Here is a 12,584-nt window from a genome sequence, read left to right as displayed (position 1 = left end):
TCTATCTCGTTTTTTATCTTTTAAATTATTCATAGCGAAGTGCTTCGATAGGATCAAGCTTAGAGGCTTTATTGGCTGGTAGAACACCGAATATCATACCGATACTAGCTGAGACCGCTAAACTAAAGAGAGCGATTGGGATGGATACTCCAACCTCGATTCCTGCAATCAAATTTTGAAGAAGAACCCCTGCAAGCATGGTCATTCCTGCAGCAAGCAGTAGACCAATAAAACCACCTAATAAGGTTAAAATCATGGATTCAATCAAAAATTGAACCAGGATATTACCCCGAGTTGCTCCTAGCGCTTTGCGTAGACCGATTTCACGGGTACGCTCTGTCACCGAAACAAGCATGATGTTCATAACACCAGTACCACCAACAAAGAGGGAAATCCCCGCAATGGCACTAATAATCGTAGTTATAAAGCCGAACATTTGTTGCACTTCGTTGAAGGCTTCTGTTGCATCTGCTACCTGATATTCCCCTTGTTGGAGACCTGCAATCTCTGTCATTCTTCTTGCCAACTCTGGCCCCAAAGTCTGGGTCAGGCTGGTATCGTTAACACGAAAGACAATATTTGAAATCTCGTCTGTGTTAAAATTAGCTGCCAAGGAAATGTTGGTCGTAATTGGAAGTCCTCCAACACCAAATGCTTTGGCTGCCTTGGCTTCCTTACTTGCATAAACACCAATAACACGGTAACTAATCTCATTTACTTCAATAATTTGATTGAGGGCTTCTTTTGCTGAACCAAAAAGGCTATTGGCTAGTTCTTCATCTAAAATGATCACACTTGCAAAATCTTTATAATCTTGTGCTTTAAGTCCACGACCTGCAATGATTTCATTTTCGACCGCATCCATATAGGTGACATTCCCACCCGTCATGTTCGCGTGTTCGACCTTTTTATCCTTATAAGTCAAGGTCACATTGGCTGAGTTGGTTACGTAATAACTATCTACTCCCTTGAGCTTTGCAGCTTCCTTAACCCAAGCTTCTTGAGGTTTTGGTGGTTCAACAAAATCTTCTTCTTGACCGCCAGACAAGGTCAGGGCAGATTGTCTTTGTGTAAAGGAACCGTCCTTACTCTTAGTAGGTGAGAAAAAGACATGAATGTCTTTTTGAGACTTGGTCATATTTTTATTGACCTGACGAGACATAGAGTCACCCAAGGCCATGATAACGACAACGGAGGAAACACCGATGATAATACCAATCATGGTCAGGAAGGAACGCATCTTGTGGGCCATGATGGATGAAAAGGCAAATTTCAGATTCTGCATCTTAGTTTTCCTCCTTTTCTACTAGTCCACTATCAGACGAAATGACACCATCGCGGATGACAATCTGACGCTTCGCGTAGGCGGCAATTTCAGGCTCATGCGTAACCATAATAATGGTTTTTCCTTCTTTGTTTAATTCAACTAAGAGTTGCATGATCTGATTACCCGTTTTAGTATCAAGAGCTCCTGTTGGTTCATCAGCTAAGATGATAGAAGGATTGTTAACGAGTGCACGTGCTATGGCCACCCTTTGTTTCTGACCACCTGATAACTCCGAAGGTAAATGATGACTACGCTCAGTCAGTTCAACCTTTTCCAGATACTCTTCTGCTAATTTGCGACGTTTTGAGGCAGGAACCCCCGCATAAATCAAGGGAAGTTCGACATTCTGGAGAGCATTCATTTTGGACAAGAGAAAGAATTGCTGAAAGACAAAGCCAATCTCTTGATTTCGCACCTTGGCTAATTGTTTCTCACCCAAACCAGCTACTTCTTTTCCATCTAGATAATACTGACCACTTGTAGGGGTATCTAACATACCAATGGTATTCATGAGAGTAGATTTACCTGAACCAGATGGCCCCATGATAGCCACGAATTCTCCCTCGTGAACTTCAAGGTTAATGTTTTTGAGAACTTGAAGCTCTTGATCACCATTTCGATAACTACGGCAGATATTTTTGAGGCTAATTAGTTGCTTCATCAGTCTTCACCTCTTTTCCTTCTTGCAAGGAAGCTGTCGGATTACTGATGACTTTTGCTCCATCTGTCAGACCAGATGTGATTTCTTGGTTTTCTGCATCTGCATTGCCCAATCCAACTTCAACCTTTTTGGCCTTTTGATTTTCATCAAGAATCCAAACGTAGTTTTTATCTTCTTCCATCACAATGCTGGTAATCGGAACAAGCAATGCCTTACTCATACTTTTCACTTCTACACTGACAGAAAAACCTTGTTTCAAATCGCCAATTTCACTAGTTACATCGACTGTATATGGGTATTTAGAACCTGTGTTTGAACCAGCTAAGCTACTACTTGCTTCGCTACTGTTCTTTGGATAATTTGAAATATAGCTAATCTTACCATTCCAAGTTTTATCTGGGTAAACCTTTGAAGTAAAGGTAACTTCTTGACCTACAGATAGATTGGCAAGGTTATATTCAGAAAGCTCTCCCTTGACCTGCAAGTTGTCGTTACTAACGATATGTACCAATACTTGGCTATTTCCTGTTGGAGATTTTGAAACATTGCGATTGACTTCGACAACTGTACCTTCTACAGTACTCAAAACTGTAGCAGAATCCAACTGTGCCTGGGCTTTTTCAAGTTGTGCCGCTGCATCTGCACGAACATCACGCGCATCACTGATTTGTGAATCGATAGAAGCTGTAGCTGATGTAGAAGATTGTGCTTGGGTTTGGTCCGTAGCGCCTTCAATCCCAGCTTGAGGGAGCACAGGTGTTGCTGCAGCAGTATTTCGAGCCTCATTCAATTCATTGATATGACGGTCAGCTTTAGCAACTGCACGACTGGCAGCATCATAGGCAGCCTGAGCTTCTGTACTACTATACTTGACAAGAGCTTGGCCTTCACTTACCTTATCTCCGACAGAGACCGAAACCTCATCCAAGTCACCTCTACTAGCATCATAATAAACATATTGTTCATTTTGAGCTGTTACGGTACCAGATAAGAGAACCGATGAAGCCACTGATCCCTCTTTGGCAAGAACGATTTTTGCAGTTTCATCTTGTGTTGCAGTTTGATTTGGTTGTCTCAATAGAAGGACAGCAGCTGCTCCAACTACAAGAACTGACGTAACTCCTATAGCTGTAAATAGGGGCCATTTTTTAGCTTTTGACTTCTTTTTCATATCCATACCTCTTTTATAAACATATATTAAGATTATAGCACAAGTCCTAAAAATGGACAATTGCTTTCTGACTATCCAAAAAACAATCACCAAATCTTTTATTGTTGTGTTAGTTATATAATACAGCTTCTTTTTTATTTTTGCAAGCATTTTCTTAAGAAATTTAAGCGTAGCAGATTTTTGCATTGACTTTCAAAAAAAGATAGAATATGACTAGAAAACAACTAAAGGAGCTTTCTTATGAGAGAATATGATATTATCACCATCGGAGGAGGTAGCGGGGGAATTGCTACCATGAATCGTGCTGGTGAACATGGTGCTAAGGCGGCAGTTATTGAGGAAAAGAAATTAGGTGGCACTTGTGTCAACCTCGGCTGTGTCCCTAAAAAAATCATGTGGTATGGAGCCCAAATTGCAGAGAGTATCCACAAATATGGACCTGACTATGGATTCACAAATACTGGGAACGAATTTGATTATGCAACTCTTCGTAAGAATCGTGAAGCCTATATTGATCGTGCTCGCTCGTCTTACGATGGAAGCTTCAAGCGCAACGGAGTTGATTTGATTGAAGGACGTGCCGAGTTTGTCGATGCTCATACTGTCAGCGTTAATGGCGAATTGATCCACGCTAAGCATATTGTGATTGCGACTGGAGCTCATCCTCATATCCCTGCTATTCCTGGTGCTGAACTAGGTGGTAGCTCAGATGATGTCTTCGCCTGGGAAGAGTTACCTGAATCGGTAGCTATTCTAGGTGCTGGTTACATTGCTGTAGAATTGGCTGGTGTACTCCATACACTTGGTGTTCAGACAGATTTATTTGTCCGCCGTGAACGTCCACTACGTGGATTTGATAGCTATATCGTTGAGAGTCTAGTTCAAGAAATGGAAAATACTGGATTAAACCTCCACACCCATAAGGTTCCTGCTAAACTTGAAGAAACTGAACAAGGTATTACCATTCATTTCGAAGATGGCAGCACTCATACTGCCAGTCAAGTTATCTGGGCAACTGGTCGCCGTCCAAACGTTGAAGGACTTCAACTCGAAAAAGCTGGTGTTACCCTCAATGAACGTGGCTTTATCCAGGTTGATGAATACCAGAACACAGTCGTTGACGGAATCTACGCACTTGGAGATGTCACAGGTGAAAAGGAACTAACTCCTGTTGCTATCAAGGCTGGTCGTACCCTATCCGAAAGACTTTTCAACGGTAAAACCAATGCTAAAATGGACTACACGACTATTCCAACTGTAGTTTTCTCACACCCAGCAATCGGAACAGTCGGTCTGACTGAGGAAGAAGCTATCAAAGAGTACGGCCAAGAAAACGTTAAAGTCTATACTTCAAAATTTGCATCTATGTATTCTGCTGTTACTAGTCACCGTCAAGAAGCTCGCTTCAAGCTCGTAACAGCTGGTGCAGATGAAAAGGTAGTAGGACTTCATGGAATCGGCTACGGGGTTGACGAAATGATTCAAGGTTTTGCAGTTGCTATCAAGATGGGAGCTACAAAAGCCGACTTTGATGCTACTGTCGCTATCCACCCAACTGGCTCAGAAGAATTTGTGACTATGCGTTAAAAGAAAAGAGAGACCCCTTGGTCTCTTTTTTACTCTAAATCGGCCGTTACAAATTTGTAACCTTTTATTTTAAAATAGGTTGACATTTATATCTCATTCAGTATAATAGTTACTATAATTTATAGAAGAGGTTAACTATTTTGAAAAAAGCACACATTTACGCTATCCCAGCTATCGGGGCTGCACTGATTGCAGTATTGGCACAAATTAGTATTCCCATTGGTCCCGTTCCTTTCACTCTGCAGAACTTTGCTATTGGACTGATAGCTACTGTTTTTAGACCTAGAGAAGCCGTCCTCTCTGTTGGACTCTATCTATTACTTGGCGCCATTGGTCTTCCTGTTTTCGCTAGTGGAGGAGCTGGTTTTCATGTTTTGGTAGGCCCAAGTGCTGGTTATCTTTGGTTCGACCTTGTCTATGCAGGGATTGCTTCCTATCTCATTCACACCAATAGTGGTGTCCTACGTATTTTCTTTGCAAATCTCTTGGGAGATTCACTTGTTTTTGTCGGTGGTATTCTCAGTCTCCACTTCTTAGCTGGAATGACTTTTGATAAAGCACTGGCTGTCGGTGTTATTCCCTTTATCATACCTGATCTTGCCAAAATTGTAGCCATTAGCTTCATCAGCCGACCACTACTCCAACGTCTCCGTACACAAGCTTATTTTTCAAGCAAATAAAAGGGCCGGGAATTTTCCTAGCCTCTTTTTAATTAATCTTAGATGAAAGTTTATTGATTCTTAAAAGCATCCACCATGATTTGAAATTCTTCATTTGAGAGAGTAATTCCTTTCCCCATCTTGGTGTGGTCAGGACTCCAGCTACGAATGTCAAACTTCGCTGGCGCACCATTAAAGCTGACACGATTGATTTCTTTGGTCCATCCTTTTTCATTTTCAGATAGAGTAAGCAAGTGTTCTTCAATTTCAAACGTAAATTCTGCCATGTTTTTCTCCTTTTTGTTCTCAATTGATTATTCGAAAAATCTTGTAGATTTCATAAAATTTTTATATAATGATTAAAAGAAGGGAGGCCGGAATGAAAGATTTATTAAAACAGGCTTTGCAAAAAGTCCATGATTTTGTCAATGGACATGAAGATTCCATTCCTGAAAAAAGCGATCCCCTAATTGCTAGACTTGAAGAAGCCTTAGCTAAAAAAACAGCTGTACACATCATTTTTGCTGAGTCAAGTTTTACCGGCGATATTATCAAGTATGATACTGACCGCCAACAAATTATCGTTAAAAATTTCGCAAAAAACGTTAGCCGTATTATTCGAGTGTCGGATATTCGAAGAGTAACTTTCGTTCCTTCTACTATCCAAACGGCCCAAAAAAGAAGATTTAAGAAAGAGTGAGATGCTTCTATCATCTCACTCTTTTTATCTTAGCGAATTTGTTCAAAATGAAGGTGAACAGCGATGTGGTCGCCATAACCACTTCTCTCCAAATCACGTTGCAAACGATAAGAGATATAGTGTTCTGCGATTGTAATGTAGCCAGCACCAAGTAAGCGGTGCTCAACCATTGATTGAATCATACTGATAGTCGCACGTTCTACTTTTGCTTCTTCCAAATCCAACACAACTTTTTTAGTAACTTGAGCTAGATTTTGGCGCAAATCGTCAGTCAAAACATAGACTGTCTGAGCCGCCTTAAGGATAGCTTGGTAGATTTTATCTGGATCAAAATCAGCGACTTGTCCATCACGTTTAATTACTTGCATAGTTTTCTCCTTTTAATTGTTATTTTCTTTAATTTCTGCTAACATTTTCTCTTCTTCTGCTGTCAGTTCATACTCTTCTAGCAAATCAGGTCTACGTTGGTAGGTTTTCTTGAGGCTCTCATAGAGTCGCCATTGACGTATGTTTTCATGGTGTCCACTCATAAGAACATCTGGAACTAGCATTCCACGATAATCATAAGGTCTTGTGTACTGAGGATATTCCAAGAGTCCTGATGAAAAGCTATCATCTTGGTGACTTGCTTCCTTCCCAATAACTTCTGGAATCAAGCGAACCGTCGCATCAATCATGGTCATCGCTGCTAGTTCTCCACCAGTCAAGACATAATCTCCAAGAGATATCTCATCGGTTACCAAGGTCTTAATACGCTCATCATAGCCTTCGTAGTGACCACAGATGAAGATAAGCTCTTCTTCTTGCGCCAAATCCTCCGCATAAGCCTGGTCAAACTGTTTCCCAGCAGGGTCTAAGAGAATCACGCGCGGGTTCTTTTTTTCAATCGCATCAAAGGCGTCAAAGATGGGTTGCGCTCGGAGGAGCATCCCTTGACCACCTCCATAAGGTTCATCATCCACATGACGGGCCTTTTCAGCGTAGTCACGAAAATTATGATAGTGGATATCTAAGAGTCCTTTTTCACGAGCCTTGCCAACGATGGAATGTTCTAAGGGTGTGAACATTTCTGGAAAGAGAGTTAAAATATCAATCTTCATCGTCTAACCCTTCTAAGAGTTCAACATCCACACGGTTATTAGGAATATCTATATTAAGAACTACAGGCGGGATATAAGGTAAGAGTAAGTCTCGTTTGCCTTTTCGTTTGACTACCCAGACATCATTGGCGCCTGGCTGAAGGATTTCCTTGATAGTTCCAATCAAGTTATCTCCCTCATAGACTTCTAAACCGATAATCTCGTGGTAGTAAAACTCACCCTCATCGAGGTCATTGAGATTTTCCTCTGCAACCTTCAGACTGTAACCCTTGTATTTTTCGATATCATTGATATGGTACATATCCTTAAACTTGATGATATCGAAGTTTTTTTGTTTACGGTGGCTTGCAATGACCACTGTGCGCACAAACTGATCTTTTTCATCAAATAAGGCAAGCTCTGCCCCTTTTTTAAAGCGTTCTTCAGCAAAATCTGTCACTGACAAGACTCGCATCTCACCCTGTAGCCCCTGCGTATTGACGATTTTCCCAACATTAAAGTAGTTCATCTGATCTCCTGTATCTGTTTCTCCCTTTATTTTATCATGTTACAGGGATTTTCACAAGTTGGAGAAAGAGATAACGATTCTTTAATTATGAAGAACATTCATGGATTTTCTTGCAAAAAAAAGCGAGACCATGTCCCGCTTTTCTTATTTTTCGTCAATAACGATTCTTACTTTTTTGTCTTCAGTTGGGACAGAGTAGACAATCGTTCTTATCGCAGAAATAGCGCGACCCTTACGACCGATTACACGACCCACATCGCTCTGGTCAAGATCCAAATGATATTCCAAAAATTCTGGTGTATCTTCAATCTTGATAGTTAAGGCATCTGGTTGTGAAATCAAAGGTTTCACAATTGCAATAATGAGATTTTCAATCGTATCCATCTGTCAACCTACTTTAAACTTATTTTGAGAATTTAGAATCGTGGAATTTCTTCAATACGCCTTCTTTTGAAAGGATGTTGCGAACTGTATCTGAAGGTTGAGCTCCATCAGCTAACCATGCCAAAATACGGTCTTCTTTCAAAGTTACTTGGTTTTCTTCAACAAGTGGGTTGTAAGTTCCAACTGTTTCGATGAAACGTCCGTCACGTGGTGAACGTGAATCTGCTACGTTAATACGGTAGAAAGGTTTTTTCTTGGAACCCATACGAGTCAAACGGATTTTTACTGCCATTTTTAATATCTCTTTTCTTTTATTTTTTATTTCGGTGAAATAGCTAAGCTATTTAGCACATGTTCTATTATAACAGATTTCTAACAGGTGTCAAGAAAAAAACTTGACAGAACTTAAAATTTTTTATTTTTTAGAAATATGTAGACTAATTGGGATAAGTTAGAAAGAAAAAATTAACTTCTACACCTACAAAGCTTATTCTGACAGACTTTATAACAGTCTAAGAAAAAAGCAGAGATTCATACAGTATCTAGATTTTCCAAAATTTCTTTATCATCAAATATTATTAACGAAATTATCTAAACCAAATCCGATGCATTGCTTCAAAGAATTCTTTAGTTGTTTTACTAGCGAAGGCTTTTATTAAAAAGTTTTTTCAAATAATTGCCTCATTGACACATAAATTCTTGCTTTCTAAACTTAAGTGTGATATATTTATAACATAAATTTAAGTGTTATATATTTATAACACAAAAAAGGAGTCTATCATGAAAAAAAGTCAAAAAATGCGTGGCCTCATTGCAATGATTGCCGTAGCTCTCTTTATTGATTTTATTGTTTTATTTGGTTCTAATCTTAGTTGGGGACCCAAGTTAGTTATTACTGGTATTTCAGTGTCAGGTCAAATTATAGTTATTTGGAGCTGGCTACATATGAAACCACGGCCTCATAAGAGTCAGAAAGATAAGGGGAAGATTATTTTTGACTTGTCTGCTAAGCTTTACTCGATACTTATTTTTGCAGCAAGCATTTTTTATACAGTAGGGATTTGGGTTGCGACCCCAAGCGTAAGTTCTGATATTAAAGAATGGATTTTGGGAATTGGCCTCGTTATTGAAGTGATTTTATTTGCTTTTTTCTGTTTGAAAAATGTCAAGGAAACTCCGGACGAACGCTTTTATGCTAATTTAGCCAAGGCAGCTTGCTTGATGTTTGTTTTTATACTAGGCGCACTGATGATCTTAGCAGTTATCATTGGGTATATGGGGTCTCTCACTCTTTACATGGGACAGATATTTTTTAGCATAGCTGCCTTGATTTGCATCTTTGCAGTTGTCTATCTTATCTTGGAACGGAGAGGATAAGCATGGCCAAAGAAAGTAATATTATTACTAATCTCAAATCTGTTCGTGAGTCCACAGGCATGACCCAGCAGGAGTTAGCCGCCCTCATCGGCATGCGACGTGAGACAATTCTGCACTTGGAAAATAACCGTTACAATCCTTCGCTGGAAATGGCTCTTAAAATTGCTCAAGTTTTTAATCTGAAAGTAGAAGACCTCTTTGAACTCAGACAGAAAGAGGAAGCATAATTCTTTTCGATTCGTGGCTACAAATTGACTCCAAAAGGAGAGCGGATACTGGAACAATACCAGAACATTGTCGACCGTCATCCGAAGAAAAATCTCTAATCAAGCCACTTTTTGGTTGACTTCCTCTTAAACTACCTTGTCACTAATATTTGAAATCCCTTTTCTTTTACGGTACAATAGTAGAAATGAATCTTGAAAGGAATAACATGAAAAAATTAGCTACACTACTACTCATCTCAACATTTGCCCTTGGTGGATGTACAAGTATCCAACGTGCACTTCGTGGGGATGATTACGTAGATTCTAAGATTGCTGCTGAGGAAAGTTCAAAAGCGACTGCCCAAGCAGAAAAAGATTTGAAAGACGCCTTAACAAACGAAAATGCTAACTTCCCTCAACTTTCTAAGGAAGTTGCTGAAGACGAGGCTGAAGCTATCCTCCACACAAGCCTAGGCGATATCCGCATCAAGCTCTTTCCAAAGTTAGCTCCACTTGCGGTTGAAAACTTCCTTACTCACGCTAAGGAAGGCTACTACAATGGCGTTACTTTCCACCGCGTAATCGATGGATTTATGGTACAAACCGGAGATCCAAAAGGGGATGGTACAGGCGGTGAATCTATCTGGCATGATAAAGACAAAACCAAGGATAAGGGAACCGGTTTTAAAAATGAAATCTCTCCATACCTCTATAATATCCGTGGTTCCCTATCCATGGCCAATACTGGTCAACCAAGCTCAAATGGTAGCCAATTCTTCATCAACCAAAGTACAACAGACTATTCTGCTAAACTTCCTACAAGTAGCTATCCTAAGAAAATTATCGAAGCCTACAAAGAAGGCGGAAATCCAACTTTAGATGGAAAACACCCAGTCTTTGGTCAAGTTATTGATGGGATGGATGTAGTAGATAAAATTGCTAAGGCTGAAAAAGACGAAAAAGACAAGCCGACTACTGCTATTACCATCGACAGTATCGAAATTGTTAAAGACTACGATTTCAGTAAACAATAAAATCATTAGATTTAAGGAGACTATAAAATGATTCTATTTTGGGGGTCAAAAGGTTACCAAAAAGTGTTGGGACATACACAAACTGCTATCGAATGTGGCCATTGTAACAATGTTGGTACTTGGGAAATTACGGAATACGGGCGCAAGTTTACTCTTTACTGGATTCCGCTCTTCCCTTATGGTAAAACTTATTTCGTTTCTTGCCCGATTTGTCAATACGGAAAAGAAATCCAAAAATCTGAGATTGAAACCTATTTGAATTACTAGTCAAAAAGCCAAGTCACACAGACTTGGCTTTTTCCTATTCTAGTTTTGCGAGTTTCTCTTTTTATGTTAGTTCATTGAAATCCCAGATTTGATCCATCCAACCTTCATAGAAGTCTGGTTCGTGGCAGACCATAAGGATAGAACCCTTATACTCTTTTAGAGCACGTTTGAGTTCGTCCTTGGCATCCACATCCAAGTGGTTGGTAGGCTCGTCTAGAACAAGGACATTATTCTCACGATTCATCAAGAGACAGAAACGAACCTTGGCTTGTTCCCCACCTGATAAGACTTGAATTTGGCTTTCGATGTGCTTAGTCGTCAAGCCACAACGAGCAAGGGCTGCACGAACTTCTGCTTGATTAAGGGCTGGAAAGGCATTCCAAACTGCTTCTAAAGGTGTCTGGCGATTGCCACCTTCCACCTCTTGTTCAAAGTAGCCGAGTTCTAGGTAATCACCACGTTCAACTTCCCCAGAAATGGGTGGAATAATGCCTAAAAGACTCTTCAATAGCGTTGTTTTCCCGATACCATTGGCACCAATGATGGCAACCTTCTGATTGCGCTCAAAGGTAAGATTTAATGGTTTTGTAAGTGGGCGGTCGTAACCAATCTGTAAGTCCTTGGCTTGGAAAATAAAACGTCCAGGTGTACGAGCTGGCTTAAAATCAAAGGACGGCTTTGGTTTCTCACTTTGAAGCTCGATAATGTCCATCTTATCCAATTTCTTCTGGCGAGACATGGCCATATTACGAGTAGCAACACGCGCCTTATTACGGGCTACGAAATCCTTGAGATCAGCAATTTCTTTCTGTTGACGCTCATAGGCTGCTTCCAGCTGCGATTTCTTCATGGCATAGACTTCTTGGAACTGGTAATAATCGCCAGAGTAGCGTGTTAACTGTTGATTCTCCACATGATAAACGATATTGATCACATCATTGAGGAATGGAATATCGTGCGAAATGAGAACAAAGGCATTCTCATAGTTCTGAAGATAACGTTTGAGCCAGTCAATATGCTCTGCATCTAGATAGTTGGTTGGCTCATCCAAAAGCAAGATATCTGGTTTTTCAAGGAGGAGTTTAGCCAAGAGTACCTTGGTTCTTTGTCCACCAGATAAGGCTGTTACGTCCGTATCCATACCATAATCCATGACACCAAGAGCACGCGCGACTTCGTCAATCTTAGCATCCAAGGTATAGAAGTCACGACTTTCCAAACGGTCCTGAAGTTCGCCGACTTCTTCCATTAGAGCATCAATATCAGCACCCTCTTCTGCCATTTCCATATAAAGGTCATTGATCCGTGCTTCGGCTTTGAATAATTCGTCAAAGGCTGTACGCAAAACATCACGCACAGTTTGACCTTCTTTGAGAACTGCATGCTGGTCTAGGTAGCCTGCTGTCACATATTTAGACCATTCCACCTTACCTTCATCAGGTAACATTTTTCCAGTTACGATGCTCATGAAGGTTGATTTTCCTTCACCATTAGCACCAACTAGTCCGATGTGTTCACCCTTGAGGAGACGGAAGGATACGTCTTCAAAAATCGCACGGTCACCAAAACCGTGACTTAAATTTTTTACTTCTAAGATACTCAT

General features: G+C 40.3%; 17 protein-coding genes. 7 read left to right on the top strand and 10 right to left on the bottom strand.

Features of this window, described 5'->3' with window-relative positions:
* Positions 1-25: 25 nt before the first annotated feature.
* The 3 genes from K1I61_RS01280 to K1I61_RS01270 are packed head-to-tail and all read right to left on the bottom strand — an operon-like array spanning position 26 to position 3,159.
* Positions 26-1,285 (bottom strand): ABC transporter permease, encoded by a 1,260-nt coding sequence (locus tag K1I61_RS01280; protein WP_223332822.1) that lies wholly within the window; start codon positions 1,283-1,285, stop codon positions 26-28.
* A 1-nt stretch (position 1,286) separates the two neighbouring features.
* Positions 1,287-1,988, bottom strand: coding sequence for an ABC transporter ATP-binding protein (locus tag K1I61_RS01275; protein WP_223332820.1), 702 nt, complete (start codon positions 1,986-1,988; stop codon positions 1,287-1,289).
* Positions 1,972-3,159, bottom strand: coding sequence for an efflux RND transporter periplasmic adaptor subunit (locus tag K1I61_RS01270; RefSeq protein WP_223332814.1), 1,188 nt, complete (start codon positions 3,157-3,159; stop codon positions 1,972-1,974). Before K1I61_RS01270 ends, K1I61_RS01275 begins: the two co-directional genes overlap by 17 nt.
* 240 nt (positions 3,160-3,399) lie before the next feature.
* On the opposite strand from K1I61_RS01270, the gene gor reads away from it, so the two are divergent.
* A complete protein-coding gene (gene gor, locus K1I61_RS01265) occupies positions 3,400-4,746 on the top strand; it encodes a glutathione-disulfide reductase (RefSeq protein WP_223332813.1) in 1,347 nt (448 codons plus the stop codon).
* Between the two features lie 140 nt (positions 4,747-4,886).
* Positions 4,887-5,426, top strand: coding sequence for a biotin transporter BioY (locus K1I61_RS01260; RefSeq protein ID WP_223332812.1), 540 nt, complete (start codon positions 4,887-4,889; stop codon positions 5,424-5,426).
* A gap of 50 nt (positions 5,427-5,476) precedes the next feature.
* Here K1I61_RS01260 and K1I61_RS01255 read toward each other — a convergent pair whose 3' ends face one another.
* Complete coding sequence (locus K1I61_RS01255; RefSeq protein ID WP_004253080.1) at positions 5,477-5,692, bottom strand: YdbC family protein; 216 nt, start codon at positions 5,690-5,692, stop codon at positions 5,477-5,479.
* 92 nt (positions 5,693-5,784) lie between these two features.
* On the opposite strand from K1I61_RS01255, the gene K1I61_RS01250 reads away from it, so the two are divergent.
* A complete protein-coding gene (locus K1I61_RS01250; RefSeq protein WP_223332811.1) occupies positions 5,785-6,105 on the top strand; it encodes a hypothetical protein in 321 nt (106 codons plus the stop codon).
* Positions 6,106-6,134: 29 nt separating this feature from the next.
* On the opposite strand, the gene K1I61_RS01245 is transcribed toward K1I61_RS01250, so the two are convergent.
* The 5 genes from K1I61_RS01245 to rpsP all read right to left on the bottom strand — a co-directional run bounded on the left by K1I61_RS01245 (position 6,135) and on the right by rpsP (position 8,389).
* Positions 6,135-6,473: an ATP cone domain-containing protein gene (locus K1I61_RS01245; protein WP_004253071.1), complete on the bottom strand. Its 339-nt coding sequence runs from the start codon at positions 6,471-6,473 to the stop codon at positions 6,135-6,137.
* Positions 6,474-6,485: 12 nt separating this feature from the next.
* A complete protein-coding gene (gene trmD / locus K1I61_RS01240; protein WP_006148775.1) occupies positions 6,486-7,205 on the bottom strand; it encodes a tRNA (guanosine(37)-N1)-methyltransferase TrmD in 720 nt (239 codons plus the stop codon).
* Positions 7,195-7,713: a ribosome maturation factor RimM gene (gene rimM, locus K1I61_RS01235; RefSeq protein ID WP_016465641.1), complete on the bottom strand. Its 519-nt coding sequence runs from the start codon at positions 7,711-7,713 to the stop codon at positions 7,195-7,197. Before rimM ends, trmD begins: the two co-directional genes overlap by 11 nt.
* A 144-nt stretch (positions 7,714-7,857) precedes the next feature.
* Complete coding sequence (gene kphA, locus K1I61_RS01230; protein WP_223332810.1) at positions 7,858-8,097, bottom strand: RNA-binding protein KphA; 240 nt, start codon at positions 8,095-8,097, stop codon at positions 7,858-7,860.
* Positions 8,098-8,116: 19 nt separating this feature from the next.
* Positions 8,117-8,389: a 30S ribosomal protein S16 gene (gene rpsP / locus K1I61_RS01225; RefSeq protein ID WP_004253064.1), complete on the bottom strand. Its 273-nt coding sequence runs from the start codon at positions 8,387-8,389 to the stop codon at positions 8,117-8,119.
* A gap of 488 nt (positions 8,390-8,877) precedes the next feature.
* On the opposite strand from rpsP, the gene K1I61_RS01220 reads away from it, so the two are divergent.
* From K1I61_RS01220 to K1I61_RS01205, 4 genes are all read left to right on the top strand, one after another.
* Positions 8,878-9,474, top strand: coding sequence for a hypothetical protein (locus K1I61_RS01220; RefSeq protein ID WP_223332808.1), 597 nt, complete (start codon positions 8,878-8,880; stop codon positions 9,472-9,474).
* Positions 9,475-9,476: 2 nt separating this feature from the next.
* Positions 9,477-9,701 (top strand): helix-turn-helix transcriptional regulator, encoded by a 225-nt coding sequence (locus K1I61_RS01215; RefSeq protein WP_223332807.1) that lies wholly within the window; start codon positions 9,477-9,479, stop codon positions 9,699-9,701.
* A 206-nt stretch (positions 9,702-9,907) separates the two neighbouring features.
* The gene (locus K1I61_RS01210) at positions 9,908-10,714 is read left to right on the top strand and encodes a peptidylprolyl isomerase (RefSeq protein WP_006155588.1); all 807 of its coding nucleotides are present in this window, start codon (positions 9,908-9,910) and stop codon (positions 10,712-10,714) included.
* Between the two features lie 27 nt (positions 10,715-10,741).
* Positions 10,742-10,981 carry a zinc-ribbon domain-containing protein gene (locus tag K1I61_RS01205; RefSeq protein ID WP_223332806.1) on the top strand — a complete coding sequence of 80 codons (240 nt, stop codon included), beginning with the start codon at positions 10,742-10,744 and terminating at the stop codon, positions 10,979-10,981.
* A 61-nt stretch (positions 10,982-11,042) separates the two neighbouring features.
* Here the strand turns inward: K1I61_RS01205 and K1I61_RS01200 are convergent, their stop codons facing one another.
* Positions 11,043-12,584, bottom strand: a complete 1,542-nt coding sequence (locus K1I61_RS01200) for an ABC-F family ATP-binding cassette domain-containing protein (protein WP_223332801.1) — start codon at positions 12,582-12,584, stop codon at positions 11,043-11,045.

The sequence above is a fragment of the Streptococcus infantis genome, assembly GCF_019929665.1.
GTDB classification, from domain to species: Bacteria; Bacillota; Bacilli; order Lactobacillales; family Streptococcaceae; genus Streptococcus; species Streptococcus infantis_H.
The sequence above is the reverse complement of the archived record's forward strand: the minus strand, read 5'-3'. Positions and strand labels throughout refer to the sequence as shown.